The organism is Rhodoferax ferrireducens T118, assembly GCF_000013605.1.
GTDB classification, from domain to species: Bacteria; Pseudomonadota; Gammaproteobacteria; order Burkholderiales; family Burkholderiaceae_C; genus Rhodoferax; species Rhodoferax ferrireducens.
Genome location: NC_007908.1, coordinates 339,762 through 359,346 on the forward strand (window position 1 = coordinate 339,762; position 19,585 = coordinate 359,346).

General features: G+C 59.7%; 18 protein-coding genes. 16 read left to right on the plus strand and 2 right to left on the minus strand.

The features are described from left to right. Nucleotides 1-16 precede the first annotated feature (16 nt). Complete coding sequence (locus tag RFER_RS01695) at nucleotides 17-727, minus strand: substrate-binding domain-containing protein (protein WP_011462667.1); 711 nt, start codon at nucleotides 725-727, stop codon at nucleotides 17-19. Nucleotides 728-831: 104 nt separating this feature from the next. Here RFER_RS01695 and RFER_RS01700 point away from each other — a divergent pair, with 104 nt between their 5' ends. From RFER_RS01700 to RFER_RS01725, 7 genes are all read left to right on the plus strand, one after another. After that, entirely contained in the window at nucleotides 832-1,743 is a 912-nt protein-coding gene (locus tag RFER_RS01700) for a LysR substrate-binding domain-containing protein (protein ID WP_041791243.1), read from the plus strand. Between the two features lie 152 nt (nucleotides 1,744-1,895). Beyond that, a complete protein-coding gene (gene mgrA / locus RFER_RS01705; RefSeq protein WP_011462669.1) occupies nucleotides 1,896-2,942 on the plus strand; it encodes an L-glyceraldehyde 3-phosphate reductase in 1,047 nt (348 codons plus the stop codon). Nucleotides 2,943-3,008: 66 nt separating this feature from the next. Further along, nucleotides 3,009-3,878: a DMT family transporter gene (locus tag RFER_RS01710; protein WP_011462670.1), complete on the plus strand. Its 870-nt coding sequence runs from the start codon at nucleotides 3,009-3,011 to the stop codon at nucleotides 3,876-3,878. A 27-nt stretch (nucleotides 3,879-3,905) separates the two neighbouring features. Then, nucleotides 3,906-5,105: a threonine ammonia-lyase gene (locus RFER_RS01715; protein WP_011462671.1), complete on the plus strand. Its 1,200-nt coding sequence runs from the start codon at nucleotides 3,906-3,908 to the stop codon at nucleotides 5,103-5,105. A 90-nt stretch (nucleotides 5,106-5,195) separates the two neighbouring features. Beyond that, complete coding sequence (locus RFER_RS23860) at nucleotides 5,196-5,336, plus strand: hypothetical protein (protein WP_166485630.1); 141 nt, start codon at nucleotides 5,196-5,198, stop codon at nucleotides 5,334-5,336. 169 nt (nucleotides 5,337-5,505) lie between these two features. Then, nucleotides 5,506-6,426 (plus strand): agmatinase, encoded by a 921-nt coding sequence (speB, locus tag RFER_RS01720; RefSeq protein ID WP_011462673.1) that lies wholly within the window; start codon nucleotides 5,506-5,508, stop codon nucleotides 6,424-6,426. Nucleotides 6,427-6,438: 12 nt separating this feature from the next. Beyond that, nucleotides 6,439-7,740, plus strand: coding sequence for an NAD(P)/FAD-dependent oxidoreductase (locus RFER_RS01725; protein WP_011462674.1), 1,302 nt, complete (start codon nucleotides 6,439-6,441; stop codon nucleotides 7,738-7,740). On the opposite strand, the gene RFER_RS01730 is transcribed toward RFER_RS01725, so the two are convergent. After that, on the minus strand, nucleotides 7,735-9,222 hold the full coding sequence (locus RFER_RS01730; protein WP_011462675.1) for a PLP-dependent aminotransferase family protein: 1,488 nt from the start codon (nucleotides 9,220-9,222) through the stop codon (nucleotides 7,735-7,737). The two genes, RFER_RS01725 and RFER_RS01730, sit on opposite strands and share 6 nt — an antisense overlap. An 86-nt stretch (nucleotides 9,223-9,308) precedes the next feature. Between RFER_RS01730 and RFER_RS01735 the strand changes: the two genes are divergently transcribed. From RFER_RS01735 to RFER_RS01775, 9 genes are all read left to right on the plus strand, one after another. Beyond that, nucleotides 9,309-10,130 carry a gamma-glutamyl-gamma-aminobutyrate hydrolase family protein gene (locus RFER_RS01735; RefSeq protein ID WP_011462676.1) on the plus strand — a complete coding sequence of 274 codons (822 nt, stop codon included), beginning with the start codon at nucleotides 9,309-9,311 and terminating at the stop codon, nucleotides 10,128-10,130. Nucleotides 10,131-10,152: 22 nt separating this feature from the next. Then, a complete protein-coding gene (locus RFER_RS01740; protein WP_011462677.1) occupies nucleotides 10,153-11,520 on the plus strand; it encodes a glutamine synthetase family protein in 1,368 nt (455 codons plus the stop codon). Nucleotides 11,521-11,581: 61 nt separating this feature from the next. Beyond that, the gene (locus tag RFER_RS01745; protein ID WP_011462678.1) at nucleotides 11,582-13,018 is read left to right on the plus strand and encodes an aspartate aminotransferase family protein; all 1,437 of its coding nucleotides are present in this window, start codon (nucleotides 11,582-11,584) and stop codon (nucleotides 13,016-13,018) included. A 90-nt stretch (nucleotides 13,019-13,108) separates the two neighbouring features. Further along, on the plus strand, nucleotides 13,109-14,278 hold the full coding sequence (locus tag RFER_RS01750) for an extracellular solute-binding protein (RefSeq protein ID WP_011462679.1): 1,170 nt from the start codon (nucleotides 13,109-13,111) through the stop codon (nucleotides 14,276-14,278). A 97-nt stretch (nucleotides 14,279-14,375) separates the two neighbouring features. Further along, nucleotides 14,376-15,476, plus strand: coding sequence for an ABC transporter ATP-binding protein (locus RFER_RS01755; protein WP_011462680.1), 1,101 nt, complete (start codon nucleotides 14,376-14,378; stop codon nucleotides 15,474-15,476). A gap of 12 nt (nucleotides 15,477-15,488) precedes the next feature. Continuing rightward, on the plus strand, nucleotides 15,489-16,406 hold the full coding sequence (locus RFER_RS01760) for an ABC transporter permease (protein WP_011462681.1): 918 nt from the start codon (nucleotides 15,489-15,491) through the stop codon (nucleotides 16,404-16,406). A 9-nt stretch (nucleotides 16,407-16,415) separates the two neighbouring features. Beyond that, nucleotides 16,416-17,276, plus strand: a complete 861-nt coding sequence (locus RFER_RS01765; protein ID WP_011462682.1) for an ABC transporter permease — start codon at nucleotides 16,416-16,418, stop codon at nucleotides 17,274-17,276. A 61-nt stretch (nucleotides 17,277-17,337) separates the two neighbouring features. Then, nucleotides 17,338-18,807, plus strand: coding sequence for an aldehyde dehydrogenase (locus RFER_RS01770; RefSeq protein WP_011462683.1), 1,470 nt, complete (start codon nucleotides 17,338-17,340; stop codon nucleotides 18,805-18,807). A gap of 342 nt (nucleotides 18,808-19,149) precedes the next feature. Beyond that, a complete protein-coding gene (locus tag RFER_RS01775) occupies nucleotides 19,150-19,584 on the plus strand; it encodes a chromate resistance protein ChrB domain-containing protein (protein WP_011462684.1) in 435 nt (144 codons plus the stop codon). Nucleotide 19,585: the final 1 nt, after the last annotated feature.

The following is a 19,585-nucleotide window of genomic DNA, read 5'->3' on the forward strand; positions in this document are numbered from 1 at the left end:
AGCTATTAAATTCATATCAAGCAGGCTCCATGCCCTGGCGCTGCTTGGCCTCTGCCGCCTCGGGTGAGGCCATGAAGTCCAGCAGCGCTTGCACCTCGGCCGGCCGCGTGCAACCGCTGGTCATGGCGGCAGAAAACGTGGTGGTGATCTGGATGGTGCTGGGCAGCGGGCCGACGATGCTGATGCCCTGCACATGGATGAGTTCGCTGAGCTGCTGAAAACCCAGCGCCACCTCACCCTTGGCCACCAGGCTGCCCACCGGCACGCCGGGCGGGGCGGTGACGATGCGATCTTTGATTCTCTCGGCAATGCCCCAGCGCTCAAACAGTCTGGCCAGCGCCACGCCGCTGGGGCCGGTGGAGTAACTCAGCGTGGGCGCGGCCAGCACCGCCTGGCGCAGCGCGTCTTCACTGCTGATGTCGGGGGCCGGGGTGCCGGCGCGCACGGCCACCGCCACACCGGAATGCACCAGCGGGGTCAGACTGTCAGCGCGCAGATGGCCTGCGGCCATCAGCTTGGCCATGGCATCGGACGCCAGAACCACCAGGTCAAAGACTTCGCCAGCCTGCACGCGCTTGGCCGCATCCACACCACCGACCGACTCGACGAGCACCGTCTGGCCACTGCGCTCGGCATAGGCAGTCGTCAATTCGGCCAGCAACTGGCGCGTGGCCATGGACGAGATGCCGGTGAGCGGCGCAACAGAGGGAGTGGCAGTGACTTGCATGGGTGCAATTCTGTGGTCTGGGCATGACTTTGGTAAGCGCAAGCCAGCACTAGCAGTTATTTCAAATTGGCATAATGGATGCTTCGTTATTCCCAATCATCGCCATGGATCTGAAGCAACTGGAATATTTTGTGCGCGTGGCCGAACTGGGCAGTTTCACCCGTGCCGCCATTGCGCTGGATGTGGCCCAACCTGCCTTGAGCCGCCAGGTGCGCCTGCTGGAGGTCGAGCTGCGGCAAAACCTGTTGACCCGCAATGGCCGCGGTGCGCTGCCCACCGAGGCGGGCAAGCTGCTGCTGGCGCATGGCCGCGGCATCCTGCACCAGGTGGAACGTGCCCGCGAAGAACTCGGCCGGGTGCGTGGCTCGTTGGCGGGGCGTGTGGCCGTGGGCTTGCCCACCAGCTTGGCCCGGGTGTTGACAGTGCCTTTGATTCGGGCCTTCCGCATCGAATTGCCGGATGCCACACTTGCCATCAGCGAAGGCTTGTCCGTGCCGATGCAAGAGTCGCTGATCGCCGGGCGGCTTGACATTGCGGTGCTTTACAACGCCCAACCGACCGCGGAAATAGAAATCACCCCGCTGCTGGAAGAAGACCTGCTGCTGGTGCAACGCCGCCCACCCGGCTTGCCGGAAGACCCGCCGCCCGGCCCCATCACGCTGCGGGAACTGGGGCAGCTGCCCCTGGTCATTCCCACCCGACCCAATGCGATCCGCATGCACGTGGAGTCTGAGTTGGCCAATATCGGCTGTCGGCTGAACATCGCGCTGGAAATTGACGGCGTGTCGGCCATCCTGGATCTGGTGGCGGACGGGGCCGGTTACGCCGTGTTGTCACGCAACGCGGTGTCCAGCTCCATCCGTCCTTCGGCATTTTCAGTGCGCACCATCACCGCCCCGGTACTACGCACCAAAGTCAGCATGGCCACCAGTTCATTACGCCCGACAACACTGACCCAGCAAACCACCCTGAAACTACTGCATAAAACTATTTGCAAAATTGTGGGCCCTATTTGAGTCGCTGCTATTGATGGCTTCGCAACAGCACACAGATAGGCTTAGCCTGCCTTTTTGTTCTTTGCGGGGGACTCGCGTTGATAGCTGCTCAGGCAAGCTGCCTAAGGGCTTGAGGCTATCTTTAACCAAACTAATTGAATGAAACAACAACCATGACCTACCACGCCAACCCCACCCGTTACGACGCCATGCCCTACCGCAGCTGCGGTCGCAGCGGCCTGAAACTACCTGCTGTTTCCCTGGGCCTGTGGCACAACTTTGGCGACGCCACGCCGATGGCCACGCAGCGCGCCATGCTGCGCACCGCCTTTGATCTGGGCATCACCCACTTCGACCTGGCCAACAACTACGGCCCGCCCTATGGCAGCGCCGAAACCAACTTTGGCGAGCACCTGCGGCGCGACTTCAAGCCCTACCGTGATGAACTCATCATCTCCAGCAAGGCCGGCTGGGACATGTGGCCCGGCCCTTATGGTCAGGGCGGAGGTTCACGCAAATACCTGCTGGCCAGTCTGGACCAGAGCTTGAAACGCATGGGCCTGGACTATGTGGACATTTTTTACTCGCACCGCTTCGACCCCGACACCCCGCTGGAGGAAACCTGTGGCGCCCTGGCCAGCGCCGTGCAGCAGGGCAAGGCCCTGTACGTCGGCATCAGCAGCTACTCGGCGGCCAAAACACGCGAAGCTGCGGCCATTTTGAAAAACATGGGCGTGGCGCCGCTGATCCACCAGCCGTCTTACAGCCTGTTGAACCGCTGGGTGGAAGAAGACCTGCTCGACGCGCTGGATGACACCGGCATGGGCTGCATCGCCTTCAGCGCACTGGCACAGGGCCTGCTGACCGACAAGTACCTGAACGGCGTCCCGGCTGATTCGCGTATCAACCGCCCGGGCGGCGGCTCGCTCAAGGCGGAGCACCTGAGCGAACAAAACCTCACACACGTGCGCGCCTTGAACCAGATTGCGCTCGAACGCGGGCAAAGCCTGGCGCAAATGGCAACCGCCTGGGTACTGCGCGACAAGCGGGTGACGTCCGCGCTGATCGGTGCCAGCCGCCCGGCGCAAATCATTGAGCTGGTGGAGGCGCTGCAAAACATGCAGTTTTCTGCTGCAGAGTTGGCCGCCATTGACCAGCACGCGGTGGAAGGTGGCATCAACCTGTGGCAACGTCCCGCCACCGACCAGCGGCCGACCTGAAAGACCGCCGCGCCGATAGTTCGGGGATTTGCGCTGCGCGCTGGCGATGCGGCTAAGCTCAAGCCCATGAAAGCCAATTTTTACGCGCTCGCCGCGATCTGCCTGTGGGCGTCTCTTGCCGCTCTGGGCGTCTTGCTCAAACACGTGCCACCGTTTTTGTTGACCGGTATTGCCTTGGGGCTCGGCAGCATCCTGGCGTGGCCGTTTGTGTTCAAAAACCCACGGCAATGGCGGGTCGCACCCAGTACCCTGTTTCTGGGTGTTTCGTCTCTGTTTGGTTATCACTTTTTTTTGTTCATTGCTTTGCGCATGGCGCCGGCGGTGGAGGTGAACCTGATCAACTACCTGTGGCCCTTGTTGATTGTGGTGCTGGCGCCGCTGTATGTGCCGGGCATCCGGCTGCGCGCCGTCCATTTCATGGCGGCGGCGCTGGGTTTTGCCGGCGCTGCGCTGGCCATTTGGGGCGGACGTGTCTCAACCGATGCCAGTGCCAACCTGACTTCATCCGCCACGGGATGGGGTTATTTGCTGGCGCTGGCCGCAGCGATTGTCTGGGCCAATTATTCGCTGCAAACCAAGCGCGTTGCGTTGAGCGGCAAGGGCTTTTCCACCACCGCGATTGGTTTGTTTGGCTTGTTGGCCGGTCTGCTTTCCCTGGCCTGCCATTGGGTGCTTGAGCCACCGGTGCAACTGACGGGGCATGATTGGCTGCTGTTGTTGGCCATGGGACTGGGGCCGCTGGGCGCTGCTTTTTTTCTGTGGGACAAGGCCTTGAAACTCGGCGACGTACGGCACGTTGGCATTCTGAGCTACCTGACGCCGCTGGCGTCCACCGTGCTCTTGATGCAGGTGACCGGGCGCGCCCTGAGTTGGAGCGTGGCGCTGGCAGCCGCCTTGATCATCGGCGCGGCCTTGCTGGGGACCCGGAAGAACTGAGTTTGGCTTCTAACAGACAATGCACGCATGATCCAGCTCAACGACATCCAAACCGCTGCCACCCGCCTGCAAGGCCAGTTGCTGCGCACGCCCTGCGTGGCCTCGCGCACCCTGTCTGACATCACCGGGGCCCAGGTATTCCTCAAATTCGAGAACCTGCAGTTCACCGCCTCCTTCAAGGAGCGCGGCGCCTGCAACAAACTGGCGCAACTCAGCGCTGAAGAACGCCAGCGCGGCGTCATTGCCATGAGCGCCGGCAACCACGCGCAAGGGGTGGCTTACCACGCGCAACGCCTGGGCCTGCGCGCCGTGATTGTGATGCCGCGCTTCACGCCGGGCGTCAAAGTGGAGCGCACGCGTGGTTTTGGCGCCGAGATCGTTCTGCATGGCGACACGCTGGACGAGGCTCGTGCCCACGCGCTGGCGCTGGCTGAGCAGCAACAGCTCATTTTTGTCCATCCCTATGACGATGCGGATATCGTGGCCGGCCAAGGCACGGTCGCTCTGGAAATGTTGCAGGATGTGCCGGACCTGGACGCGCTGGTGGTGTCAGTCGGCGGCGGTGGTCTGATCGCGGGCATGGCCACGGCGGCCAAGGCCATCAAGCCCGATATCGAGATCATCGGCGTGCAAACCGTGCGTTTCCCGGCCATGTTCAACGCCATCAAGGGCACACACCACCCGCAGGGCAGCAGCAGCATCGCCGAAGGCATTGCCGTCGGGACGCCCGGTCAAATTCCACTGGCCATCATCGCGCGGCTGGTCAATGACCTGGTGCTGGTGGACGAAGGCGACATCGAGCAGGCCATCGTCATGCTGCTGGAAGTGGAGAAAACACTGGTCGAAGGCGCCGGTGCAGCGGGCCTGGCGGCCTTGCTCAAATATCCGGAGCGCTTCAAGGGCAAAAAAGTCGGCCTGGTGCTGTCCGGCGGCAATATTGACCCCTTGTTGCTGGCCGCCATCATCGAGCGCGGCATGGTGCGCGCCGGGCGGCTGGCGCGTATTCGCGTCAGCGCCCGGGATATTCCCGGCACGCTGGCCAAAATCACCACCACGGTGGCCGAGGCCGGGGCCAACATCAATGAGGTGCACCACCAGCGCGCCTTTACCACGCTGGCGGCTCAAAATGTTGAAGTCGAGCTGGTGATCCAGACGCGCGGGCCGCAACACATTGCGGAGGTGCTGGCCCAGCTGCACCAAGCCGGGCTGGAGGCGCAGCTGATTTAGCTGCAGGGTCCGCGGGTGGACAACCGGCGCGACTTGGTCGGCGTGGGTAAAATTCAACGAATAGCCCAACCAAACACCCGAGGAATCACCATGTCCAGCCCTGCATCCCACGAGCAAGCTCCCGAAACTGACGCTGTGGAAGGGGTTTTGCCCTACATGCCCATTGTGTTGCCTCTGGCGGGCGCCGTATTGATATTTTTACTGGCCTTTATTGCCGTCTCCATGGCTTGAGCAGCGGGCGTGCGCGGGCCCTGTCCAACCGTTGCGGCCAGAGGGGCGACTTTGATTCGATCCATCATCTGACCGCGTTTCAGTGGCTTGTCGCGAGCAGCGCAAATTGGCACCTGTCAGTCTTCGCAAATTGAGGTACCTTCAGGCTCCACTATAAGGAGGGGTTCTGATGGGCCTGGGTCAATTTTCGTACGCCAACAACAGCAATCGTTTCCTCGCGGTGCCCGAGCTGGCTGCTCAGCCATTCGCGGTGGTCGGCGTTCCTTTTGATGGGGCTGTGACCCATCGACCCGGCGCCCGCTTTGGGCCGCAGGAGATCCGGCGCGCCAGCTTGATGCTGTGCGACGGTTCACATCCGTTTTTTGGCGTCTCACCGATCGGCCACCTTGGCGATGCCCTTGACATGCGCCTGCCCAATGCATCACCACTGGCCGACGTGCGCCAGCAGATCCAGGCGCAGGCAGCGGCGCTGATGGCCGGGCACCACTGCGTTTTCCTGGGCGGAGATCATTCGGTCACCTTGCCCCTGTTGCGCGCGGCCCGGGCGCAGCATGGTGAACTCGCCCTGGTGCACTTTGATGCGCACTGCGATACATGGACCGATCATTTCGGCGAGCCTTCGGGCCACGGCACCTGGGCCTACGAGGCGATGGCTGAGGGGCTGGTGAGCCCGCGGCATACGGTGCAAATCGGGCTGCGTTCCAGTGGCGAACGGGCAGCCCGCGAGTATGTGCAGGATCAAGGTGGTTTGATTTTCACCGCCCGGCAATTGCGCGGACTCGATGGGGCCGGGTTGCAACCGGTGATCGCGCAAATTCGGACCCGACTGGGCCAGCGCCCTTGTTATTTGACACTGGATATCGACTGTCTCGATCCGGCGTTTGCACCCGGCACCGGCACGCCGGAGCCGGGCGGCCTGAGCAGCTCGCAAGTGCTGACCTTGCTGGAAGAGTTGGCGCCGCTCAACATGATTGGCATGGATTGCGTGGAGGTGGCGCCGGCTTATGACCATGCTGAACTCACCAGCAGTGCGGCCGCCACGCTGGTTTGGACTTATCTGTGCGGCCAGGTGGCCAAAGTCCTGCTTTGAAAAGTGCCATTCATGTTGCTTGCGTCAGATACCCAACTGAACCAGAAAAGTTATTACGAAGCCAGCGTACAGCGCGCGCCGGTCGGCCCGCCTTTGCGTGGGGAGCTGAACGCCGACGTGTTGGTGGTAGGTGCCGGGTTTGCCGGACTGTCGGCGGCCATTGAACTGGCGCAACGCGGCTACCAGGTGGTGGTGCTGGAGGCCGACCGGGTTTGCAGCGGTGCATCCGGGCGCAACGGCGGCCAGGCGATTGTGGGGTTTTCCGGTGGACAAGCGCCATTTGACCAACAACTCGGCCAAGCCCATGCGCGACTGGCGTGGGATATGACGGTGGAAGGCCTGGCCATGATTGATGAGCGCGTCAAAGCGTTCCAGATTGATTGCGATCACGTCAAGGGTTATCTGTACCTGGCCGACTCCCGGCGCAAAGCGCGCGCGCTGGAAGCCGAATTGACGACCCTGGAGCGTGACTATGGTTTTGTGACGGAGTTGGTGAAAGGTGCCGATGTGCAGCGCCACATTCAGAGCCCACGCTACTGTGCGGCGGCGTTTGAGCGGCAGTCCGGCCACCTGCATCCGCTGAAGTACGGGCTCGGGCTGGCGCGTGCCGCCAAGGCGCTGGGGGTGCAGATCTTTGAACACTCGGCGGTGCTGGCCATCAAGCGCGGCAGCCGTTTGATGGCACGCACGGGCGCGGGGGTCGTGACTGCCAAGTTCGGCGTGCTGGCCGGCAACTGCACGCTGGCTGAATACGGTCCAGCGGTGGCGCCCGATATCACCCCGCGCATCATGCCGGTGGGCACCTACATCATCGGCACCGCGCCGCTGGCTCCCGGTTTGTGCCGGCGCCTGATCCCGAGCAACGCCAGCGCCTGCGACAACAATTTCATCCTCGATTACTTTCGCTTCAGCGCCGACCACCGCATGCTGTTTGGTGGCCGGGTCAGCTATACCACCCGAACACCGGCCCACCTGCAAGACACCTTGGCGCGGCGCATGGGCGAGGTGTTCCCGGCGCTGCGGCAGGTGCCGATTGACTTCGTCTGGGGCGGTTTTGTCGATATCAGCATGAACCGCGCACCCGACTTTGGCCGTTTGGGCGACAACCTGTATTACCTGCAGGGTTTTAGCGGCCACGGCGTGGCGTTGACCGGACTGGCCGGGCGCGTGGTGGCGCAAGCGGTGGCCGGGCAAGCCGAGCGCTTTGACGTGTTTGCGAAGCTGCAGCACCGCAAGTTTCCCGGTGGGCCACTGTTGCGCAGGCCCAGTCTGGTACTTGGCATGCTGTATCACCGGCTGCGCGACGCCCTATAGAGACTCAAGCTTGGGTGTCAAACATGCCAGTGCGCCAGCAATCGCCTTGGCGACCAGGGGGCCGTAATGCGCAATGTCAGTCAAGGTCGCATAGCCGTAACCAATGACCAGACCTTTGGCGTCGGTACGTCGCAGACAATACGCAGACAAGGCGCGCACGGTCAAACCAAGTTCCCCAAGGCGCTGCGCCAGGGCCTTGTCGTCGAGTGTAGGGGGCAGCCGCACACACAGGTGCAGGCCCTGCTCAGCGCCGGAGATGTGAGCGTATGGCCCAAGGCAGGGCTGCAGCGCGGCGAGCAGGCACTGCCTGCGTTCGGCGTAGCCCTGGCGGGCACGGCGCAGCGCGCTGGCGAAGTACCCCATTTCAATGAATTCGGCCAGTGCCGCTTGCAGCGGCATCTGGCCCGGCCGGTTCAGGTCGTAGTGCGCCTGCTTGAAAGGCGGCACGAGCGTCTTGGGTACGACCAGGTAGCCCAGTTTGAGGCCAGGATAAAGCACTTTCGAGAATGAACCCAGGTAAAGCACGCGCTGGTCAGTGTCGAGGCCGGCCAGTGACGAAATCGGTGGTCCGCTAAAACGGAATTCACTGTCATAGTCGTCTTCCAGAACCCAGGCTTTGTGGCGGCGGGCAATCGACAAAATCTGGTGCCGCCGCGCCAGCGACATCACGGCACCGGTCGGGTACTGGTGGGATGGCGTCACATAGATCAGGCGTGGCGGCACGGCTTCGTCCTCGGCTTGGGGTGCAATACCTTCCTGATCGACCGGCACTGAATGCAGGTTCAAACCGGTCGCCATAAAGGCTTTGATGGCACCCCAATAGGCCGGGTCCTCCAGCCAGACGGTATCAGAGTGGTCGGCGAGTAGCTGTGCGCACAGTTCCATCGACTGTTGGGTGCCGCTGGTAATGATGACTTGATCGACATCAAGCGGCACGCTGCGAAAGACGCGCAGATAGTCGGCAACGGCCCGGCGCAGCGGCCAGTAGCCGCCGGAAAAGTTGTAGTCCAGCATGTCGGGATAGGTCATGCGCCAGTGCTTGTTTTGCAGGCGCTGCCATAAAGCCACGGGAAAAGCGCTGAAGTCGGCGATACCGGGGGTAAACGGCTGAATCTCAAGTTGCGTGGCACAAAACGTCGTCGCCAGCGCCCGTCCACGTCGGGACAATGTTGCACCCTGCTTCTCGTGGGCTGTCCGGTGGCGGGGCGCAACCTTGGGGACGCTGTCATTGACAAAAGTGCCGCTGCCGATATGGCTGACCAGATAGCCCTCGACGGCCAACTGGTTGAGTGCCGCCACCACGGTATTGCGCGACAGGCCCAAATCCTGCGTCAATTCGCGACTGGACGGCAGGCGCTGACCTGCGCACAATTTGCCATCCAGCATGGCGCGGCGCAGCGCTTCATATAACTGTCGGTGCAGCGGCAGCTTGGTCTGCAAGCCCAGGCGTGCAATTTCTGTCAATAAATATTCGGAGAGCATAAAGTGGCACCATCAACTGGGTTAAACCGGCCCCTATTGTGAACCAATTGCGCGGGCACAATGGTGAAAAGAATACCGAGTCAGTTATGACAAAACCGCCTTCCGGGGTCCGGCGACCGACAACCCAGAGCGCCAAACGCAAACCCGTGGTGCTGATGTCCATGGGCGCACAGGAACGCCACGGCCATCCGTATCAAGTGATGACCGTCAAGTACATTCGGCCACTGATTGAGCACGCAGGCTGTGTGCCGGTGCTGGCGCCGACCTGTTTTGGCACCCAAGACATCGAACAATACCTGTCCATGGTCGATGGGGTTTACCTGACCGGCGCCGGTACAAATATTGATCCGGCACTGTACGGCCAGCCCAATCTGACGCCCGAAAAAGCGCAGGACAAAGATCGCGACCTGTTTGATTTGCCGACCATTCGCATGGCGCTGGCGATGGGCCTGCCGCTACTTGGTGTTTGCCGCGGGATGCAGGAAATGAACGTCGCGTTTGGTGGCGACATCCATCAGCAGCTTTACACGATTCCCAAGCTGAAGGATCACCGCGAGGACCCCGCCGCGCCGGTTTCTGAACAGTACGCTGCGAGCCACAAGGTGCGCCTGGTTCCTGGCACCTGGTTCGCCGGTTTGATGCAGCAGGATGAAATTGCGGTCAACTCCTTGCATGGTCAGTGCATCAAGACGCTGGGTCATGGCCTGCAAGCCCTGGCGCATGCGGAGGATGGCGTCATAGAAGCCATCCACCTTCCGGAGTTCGCGCAATTTACCCTGGGTGTGCAATGGCACCCGGAGTGGATGGCGGCGCAGAACCCGCACTCGATCCGCTTGTTCGAAGCCTTCGGTGCAGCCTGTCGCGCACGACAATGTGCACGATGGTCTGGTTCCGAGCATGTGCTGTAGAAAACACCAAGAGGAGTAACTGATGAACGACAAGAAAACCATGAACTTCAATGATTTGGAGCAATGGCTCAATGAGCGCCGCGTGACCGAGGTGGAGTGTCTGGTGCCCGACTTGACCGGTGTCGCGCGCGGAAAAATTCTTCCACGCGCCAAGTTCACTGAAGACCGGGGTATGCGCTTGCCGCAGGCGATCGTGGCGATGGGTGTGACGGGAGAGTTTCCTGAAAGTGGGCCGTACTACGACGTGATTGACCCCACCGACAAGGATATGCAGTTGCGCCCAGACCCCACGACGGTGCGCATCGTCCCGTGGGCCACCGACCCCACGGCCCAGGTGATTCACGACTGCTTCGACCACCAGGGCAACTTGGTGCCTTATGCGCCGCGCACTGTCTTGCGTCGGGTCTGCGATTTGTTCGCCGCGCAAGGCCTGCAACCCATTGTGGCACCCGAACTTGAGTTCTATCTCACGGCTCGCAACACCGACCCCAACACCTTGCTGCGGGCACCGGTTGGTCGAAGCGGACGCTCCGAAACCTCGCGCCAAGCCTACAGTATTGATGCGGTCAACGAGTTTGACCCCTTGTTTGAAGAAATTTACGATTTCTGCGACAAGATGGAACTCAATGTCGACACCTTGATCCATGAAGTCGGTGCCGGCCAGATGGAAATCAATTTTTTCCATGCCGAGCCTCTGGGGCTGGCGGACGAAGTGTTCTTTTTCAAGCGCACGGTTCGTGAGTCGGCGCTGCGCCATGACATGTATGCCACTTTCATGGCCAAACCGATTGCCGGCGAGCCGGGCAGTGCCATGCATGTGCACCAAAGTCTGCTGGATGTGGCGACCGGCAAAAATGTATTCAGCAACGAGGACGGCACGCCATCCGAGACTTTTATGCACTACATCGGCGGCTTGCAGCGCTACATTCCGGCGGCCATGGTGCTGGTGGCGCCTTACGTCAACAGCTACCGCCGGCTGTCGCGCAATTCGGCGGCACCGATCAACATTGAATGGGGCTATGACAACCGGACCGTGGGCATCCGCTCGCCGATATCGTCGCCGCAAGCGCGTCGGGTTGAAAACCGTGTGATCGGTGCCGATGCCAATCCCTATGTGGCCATGGCCATGACCCTGGCCTGTGGCTACCTGGGAATAAAAAACAAGATCAAGCCCAAGCCGGAGATGAAGGGCGACGCCTACCTGGCGCCCTATTCCCTGCCCCGCAGTCTGGGCGAGGCGCTGGACTGGTTGCGCCGCGAATCGGACCTGCATGAGGTGCTTGGCAAGGAATTCATCACGGTGTACTCCGAAATCAAGGAGCTTGAGTTTGATGAATTCATGAAGGTGATTTCGCCCTGGGAGCGCGAGCATCTGCTGTTGCATGTTTAACCCCTGTGTTTGAGTCTGCCCGCCAGCGCTGTCACGTCCGAACCCGTTTGAGGAGCCTCCCATGAACCCGTCGACCCTGATTCCACCGCCCGCATGGGTACGCCGCACCGAGCAATACGACACCCAGGCGTTGCAGGCGCTCGACAGTGCGCACTTCATTCATCCCTTCACCGATCACGGCGACCTGGCGACACGCGGTGCGCGCGTGATCACCCGGGCCGAGGGTGTTTACATCTGGGACTCGGAAGGCGAGAAACTGCTCGACGCCATGAGTGGTTTGTGGTGTGTCAACGTCGGATATGGACGCAAGGAGTTGGCCGATGCCGCCTACCAGCAAATGATGACGCTGCCGTTCTACAACAGTTTTTTCCAGACCACCAATGTGCCTGCCGTCAAACTGGCGGCGCGTCTGGCCTCCCTGGCACCCGAAGTGGACGGCCGCAGCTTTCAACATGTCTTTTATTCATCCAGTGGCAGTGAAAGCAATGACTCCAACGTGCGCATGGTGCGTCGTTATTGGGACCTGCTGGGCCAGCCGCAGCGCAAGGTCATCATCAGTCGGCTTAACGCCTACCATGGCAGCACCATGGCGGGCGCCTCGCTGGGCGGCATGAGTGGCATGCACGCACAAGGGGATTTGCCCATTCCCAAGATCACCCACATTGGCCAGCCTTATTTTTTTGAAAACGGCCTGCCCGGTGAAAGTGAGGCTGAGTTTGGACTGCGTGCGGCTGGCTGGCTGGAGGCGAAAATTGTCGAAGTCGGTGCCGATAAGGTGGCCGCGTTCATTGCCGAGCCCATTCAGGGCGCCGGTGGCGTCATCATTCCGCCTGCGACCTACTGGCCCGAGATCCAGCGCATCGTCGACAAGTACAACATCCTGCTCGTCAGTGATGAAGTGATCTGTGCGTTTGGACGTCTCGGACATTGGTTCGCCTATGAAAAATTTGGCTACAAACCCGATCTGGTGACCTTCGCCAAGGCCGTCACCAGTGGCTACATCCCGCTGGGCGGGGTCATGGTGGGAGACCGCGTTGCCAAGGTGCTGATTGAAAAAGGTGGCGAGTTCAACCACGGTTATACGTACAGTGGGCACCCAGTTGCATGCGCGGTAGGCTTGGCCAATCTGGCCATCATGGAGCGCGAGCAACTGCCGCAACGTGTGCGCGACGACATTGGTCCTTATCTGGCGCGTGGCTTTGAGAAAATCGCTGAACACGCGCTGGTCGGCGTGGCTGAAACCTGCGGTTTTACGGCAGGTCTGGTTCTGGTCAAGAACAAAAAACGGCGCGAGCGTTTTGCCGAGGCGCTGGGGGTCGGCATGATGTGCCGCGGACACTGCTTTCAAAACGGGCTGATCATGCGCGCCGTGGGTGACCGCATGATCATCGCGCCGCCATTGACCATGACGCACGACGATATTGACGAGATGCTGCGCCTGATTCGACAGGCGCTCGATTTAACGCAACAGGAATTGCACCAAAAAGGGCTGATCTGAGCGTTTATCCCAGTAGTTCTGTGGCGTGTTTTTTGCTAGCCTCACACTCGTATTACCTTTATTTTCTTTCTCACAAACGGAGTGTTCTTCATGATGAAAAAGTATCTATGGTCATTTGCGCTGTCTGCGCTGGTGTTGGCTGCTTGCGGAAAGAAAGAGGAGCCACCTGCGCCCGTGGCGGTACCCGCTACGGTGGTGAGCGCGCCCGCACCGGTGGCGCAGAACAGCGAAGAAAAAGTCCTCAACATCTACAACTGGCCTGACTACATCCCTGAGGGCATGATGGCTGCTTTCGAGAAAGAGAGCGGAATCAAGGTCAATTACGACACCTTCGAGACCAACGAAGCGCTGCATGCCAAGCTGGTGGCGGGCAACACCGGTTATGACATCGTGGTGCCCGGCTCGGTGTTTGCCAAACCACAGATCGAAGGCGGCATGTTCCAGCCCCTGGACAAGGCCAAGATCAAGAACCTGGGCAACCTGGACTCAAACATCATGGCCACGCTGGCTAAAAACACCGACCCCGGCAACAAGTACCTGGTCCCCTGGGCCTGGGGCTTTACCACCGTGGGCATCAACAAGACCAAGGTCGCCAAGGCGCTGGGCAAAACACCCATGCCTGAAAACGCCTGGGACCTGGTGTTCAAGCCCGAATACACCAGCAAGTTGAAATCCTGCGGTATTGCCTACCTGGATTCGCCTACCGAAATCATCCCGGCGGCGTTGCACTACATCGGCAAGGATGCGTATTCGAACGATCCGGCCGATTACAAGCTCGCGAATGAGATGTTGGCCAAGGTGCGCAAAGATGTGCGCATTTTCAGCTCGACCATGATCGACGACATTGCTGGCGGCAAAGCCTGCGTGGCCATTGGGTGGTCGGGCGACATCAACATCGCGGCAAATCGCGCCAAAGAAAACAAGTCCAAAGACGTCATCGAGTCGCTGTTGCCCAGCACCGGTGCACTGATTTTCTTTGACACCATGGCCATCACCAAAGATGCCAAGCACCCCAACAACGCGCTGGCCTTCATCGACTTCTATCTGCGTCCTGAAAACGCCGCTCGCATGGCCAACGAAATGAACTACCCGACGGCGAACAAGGCAGCGATGGACAAAATCAAGCCTGAAATTGCTGGCAACAAGACCATTTTTGTTGAGTCAGACTACTTTGCCAAGATGATTGCCCCGAGCAGCTTCACCAATGAAGCACGCGAGGCCATGGCCACGGTCTACAACAGCTTCAAAAAGGGCAAGTAAGCCTTTTTTGGCTTGCTTGGTCAAGGGCTGTTTGTACGCTGGGTATAAGCAGCCCTTTTTACGTGTTCGGTTGAATGTTCAAACCTGAGGTCTACGCATGGCTGACGCTGGCTCCAGAGACAATTACCTGGTGACCGAAAAACTGGTCAAACGCTTTGACGAGGCGGTGGCGGTTGATGAGGTGGATTTGTCGATCAAACAGGGCGAGATTTTTGCTCTGTTGGGCAGCTCAGGCTGTGGCAAGTCCACCCTGCTGCGGATGCTGGCCGGGTTTGAGACACCCACCTCCGGGCGGATTTTGCTCAGCGGGCAGGATGTGGCCAGGCTGGCGCCCTATGAGCGGCCCTTCAACATGATGTTTCAGTCGTATGCCTTGTTTCCGCATCTTGATATTTGGGAAAACATCGCCTTTGGCCTCAAGCGCGAGGGGCTACCCAAAAGCGACATTCAGCAGCGTGTCGGCGAAATGCTCGACCTGGTGCAGCTCACCCCGTATGCCAAACGCAAGCCGCACCAGCTGTCGGGTGGCCAGCAGCAACGCGTGGCGCTGGCGCGCAGTCTGGCGAAAAAGCCCAAGGTGCTGCTGCTGGACGAGCCGCTTGGGGCGCTGGACAAGAAGTTGCGCGAGCAGACCCAGTTTGAGCTGGTCAATATCATCGAAAAAGTCGGCGTGACTTGCGTCATGGTGACGCATGATCAGGAAGAAGCCATGACCATGGCCGGGCGTATTGCCGTCATGAGCAAGGGACGGGTGCTGCAGGTGGGTTCACCTGAAGAGGTTTATGAACATCCCTCCAGTCGTTTCGTGGCGGATTTCATTGGCAACGTGAATTTGTTTGACGGCAGGTTGAGCATTGATCAGCCAGACCATTGTGCGGTGGCCACCAGCATGGGTGAAATCCATGTCAGTCACGGTGTGAGTGGGGCGCTGAACATGCCGTCTGCGATTGCGGTGCGGCCAGAAAAAATTGAAATCAACAGAGAACGTCCGGCCGCAGATCACAACGTATTTGCCGGCAAAGTCAAAGAAATCGCTTACTTCGGCTCGTACAACACCTTTATCGTTCAGACGGAAGACGGCAAGCGGGTCAAGATAACCGAGGCCAATACCTCGCGCCACGAGCTGAGCCACATCACCTGGGAAGACGATGTGTTCTTTTGGTGGAGCGACGGCGCGGGCGTCGTGTTGCGCGACTAAGCGGGGTGCGCTATGGCCAAGTTGAACCTCACCCTACCCGGCAGGCGCTTTGTGATTGGTGTGCCCGCCGTCTGGCTCGTTCTGTTTTTCATGCTGCCGTTTTTGATTCTGCTCTACATCAGCTTTGTCGACATGGGCAACGACATCTCGCCCTTCAAGCCGATCTGGGACTCTGAAACCGGCCTGCTCAAGCTCAAGTACGAAAACTACTATTCCATTTTTCAGTCGAGTGACGGTAGCGGGCTGTTTCAGACCATTTACATCGAGGCCTACGTGCGCTCGATCTGGTACGCGCTCTGCACTGCGGTGCTGTGCCTGGTGATAGGCTACCCTTTTTCATACTTCATCGCTCGCTCGGCCCCCAATTTGCGGCCGGCCTTGCTGATGATGGTGATGCTGCCATTTTGGACCTCGTTTTTGCTACGGGTCTATGCTTGGAAGGGCATATTGGCGGATCAGGGCGTGTTGAATCAGATGCTCCTGGCTCTGGGGCTCATCACCGAACCGATGCAAATGCTCTACACCGATGTGTCGATGCTGGTGGGCATGACCTATGTCTATCTGCCGTTTATGGTGCTGCCGCTGTACGCCAATCTGGTCAAGATGGATATTCGCTTGTTGGAGGCCGCTTACGATCTGGGGGCCTCGCCCTTCAAGGCGTTTTGGCTTGTCACCGTGCCGCTGTCCAAGGCCGGCATCATTGCTGGCTTCATGCTGGTGTTTATTCCCTGTGTCGGCGAGTTCGTGATTCCGTCGCTGCTGGGCGGGCCGGAAAACATCATGATTGGCCGCGTGGTGTGGGACGAAATGTTCACCAGCAACAACTGGCCGCGCGCCTCTGCACTGGCGGTGGTGATGATTGGCTTGATTGTGGTGCCACTGGCTGTTTACTACCACTTCACCGGCGATGCGGCCGAAGTGCGTCGTTGAGGAGCGTTCATGAAAAAACTGTTGAATCGTTACTTTGGCAAAGCCTGGCTGGCGGTCACCTTCTTGTTTTTGTATTTGCCGCTGTTTTTCATGCTGGTGTTCTCGTTCAACAATACCCGCCAGGACGCGGTGTTCACCGGCTTCTCACTGCGCTGGTACGAGGCTTTGACGCGTGACACCAAGATTGTCGATGGCTTTTGGTTGTCCGTGCAGGTTGCCACGGCGGCTGGTGTGGCCTCGGCGGTGCTCGCCACTTTTGCGGCTTTTGTATTGGTGCGTTACCGCCGCTTTGCCGGGCGCACACTTTTTTCTGGCATGGTGAATGCGCCGCTGGTCATGCCCGAGGTGGTCATTGGCTTGTCGCTGCTGCTGTTGATGGTGGGCGTGCAAAACGCCCTGGGCTGGCCGCAACGCGGCATGCTGACCATTGTGCTGGGGCATATGTTGCTGGGCATGGCGTATGGCACGGTGGTGGTGCAGTCGCGCTTGCTGGAGATGGATCGCGCCATTGAAGAAGCCGCCATGGACTTGGGTGCGAAACCGTTTCAGGTGTTCTTTTTGGTCACCCTGCCAAATATTTTGCAGGCTGTCTTGGCTGCGTATTTGCTGGCGTTTACCTTGTCGTTTGACGATGTGGTGATCGCCGAGTTCTTGTCCGGCCCGGGGGTCAACACCTTGCCGCAGGTGATTTTTGGCTATGCCAGGCGCGGTATCAATCCGACCATTTACGCGGCTGCCACGCTGCTGATTGCGTCGGTGACGCTGGTGGTCATCACCTACAGTGTGTGGGTGGCGCGCCAGACACGCAAACGTGAGCGTGAAATTGCGGCCGCTACACGCGCTGAACTGCTTGCTTTGCAGGCGCAGTAGCAAGCCCATTTTTTTTACGCACGCACGCCCTGCATCTTCCATTTTTTCGTAGGAGGTCATGATGGCAAATCACCAATTCGATGGTCGCGCTTTGATCAATGGCCAGCGTGTCGATGCCCGCGACGGCGCGACGTTTGACTGTATTTCACCGGTGGATGGGCGCTTGTTGACGGTGGTTGCGTGCTGTGGGCAGGCCGATGTGGACGCGGCAGTTGCAGCCGCTCGCGCTGCGTTCGAAGACCGGCGCTGGCGTGGCATGGCCCCGGCGGCGCGCAAACGGGTGATGATCAAATTTGCTGACCAGCTGTTGGCGCACGCCGATGAACTGGCGCTGATGGAAACGCTCGACATGGGCAAGCCCATCCAATACGCGCGTGCGGTGGATGTCAACAGCGCCGCCAATTGCATTCGCTGGTATGGCGAAGCCGTGGACAAAATCTATGACGAAATCGCACCGACGGCCAGCACGGGGCTGGCCTTGATTCAGCGCGAGCCGGTCGGGGTGGTCGGTGTGATCGTGCCGTGGAATTACCCGATGATCATGGCCGCCTGGAAGATCGCCCCGGCGCTGGCGGCGGGCAATTCGGTGGTCCTCAAGCCCAGTGAAAAGTCCCCGTTGACGGCCTTGCGTTTGGGCGATCTGGCGCTGCAAGCCGGTATTCCGCCCGGCGTCTTCAATGTGGTGACCGGCTACGGGGCGCAGGCCGGCTCGCCCCTGGCCTTGCACACGGATGTCGATTGCATCGCGTTCACCGGCTCGACCCGGGTGGGCAAACAGATTCACATCATGGCCGCGCAGAGCAACCTCAAACGCGCCTGGACCGAGCTCGGAGGCAAGTCGCCCAACATCGTGTTTGCCGACTGCCCGAATCTGGACAAGGCGGTGGAGGCGGCGGTCGGCAGTATTTTCTTCAACCAGGGGGAGAGCTGCAACGCGCCCTCGCGCTTGTTTGTCGAGGCCGGCATCAAAGAGCAGTTTTTGGAAAAGGCGCTGGCACTGGTGCCAGGCTTTGCACCTGGCAATCCCTTGGACCCGGCGACTGTCATGGGTGCGATCGTGGACAAAACGCAAATGGACTCGGTCTTGCGCTACATCGAAGTTGGCCAGCGCGAGGGCGCGAAATTGCTGGCCGGTGGCGCGCAGGCACTCCAGGAGACCGGCGGCTGCTATGTGCAACCGACCATTTTTGATGGTGTCAAGAATGACATGACGATTGCGCGGGAAGAAATCTTTGGCCCGGTGTTGTCGGTACTTTCATTCACCGATGCCGCCGACGTGGTACGCCAGGCCAATCAAAGCGTCTATGGCCTGCAAGCCGCCGTCTGGACGCGTGATATCAACAAGGCACACGGCGTGGCGCGTGCTTTGCGCGCCGGCACGGTGCATGTGAACCAGTACGACGAAGACGACATCACCGTCCCCTTTGGTGGTTTCAAGCAAAGTGGCGTCGGGCGTGACAAGTCACTGCATGCCTTTGACAAATACACAGAGACCAAGACCACCTGGATCCGTATTGACAGCCCGGTTTGATGGGCCTGAAAAAATTTGTATAAAAACAGGCTGTAGCCCCCGTTGAATATGCGTAAATTGCTATTAAAACTGTAGCTATTGTAAAACGCTGGACTTGTCCACGGGCTGTGTGATGGTGACGCCAGCGCCTTTTGAATGATGAGCACCCACCCGAAAGTCCCGCCCTTGACCGAACCGATCGCCCAATGCATCGCGCAGCACCACATTCATGCGCTGGCATGTGTGATCCCCGACATGATCTGCAAGCCTGACCCAGTCATTTTGGTTGTCACTTCGGCGAGACCGGGCTTGTCTGAAGTGTGAGCTTGTGTTTACCATCCCGGTTCACAGCAGGAGATTGCCATGAAATGGATTACCCGTTCGCATGTACACGTTGACCGCGTGGCCTGTCCGTGGCTCATCAGCCGCTTTATTGACAGCACAGCGGAGTTTCTGTTTGTGCCCAAGAACCAGATTGACAAAGTTGCCCAAGAGACCGGCGCCATCCCGTTTGACGCGCCCGGCGTGGAACTCGGGCACCACGAGGGCCGATGTTCCTTTGAATCCATCATTTTGAAGTATGACTTGAAGGAGCCGGGTTTGTTGCGGCTGGCAAAAATCGTCCATGCGGCGGACGTCGGCGCGGACATCGACCAGGATCCGCTCGCGCGCGGACTGGAAGCAATTGCAAGCGGCTACAGCCTGCGCTTTCCGGATGATCTGGAAAACCTGCGGCACCAATTTGAGGTTTACGACGCGCTGTATGCGTGGTGCAGGCTGGATGTGGCCGGGGCATAAC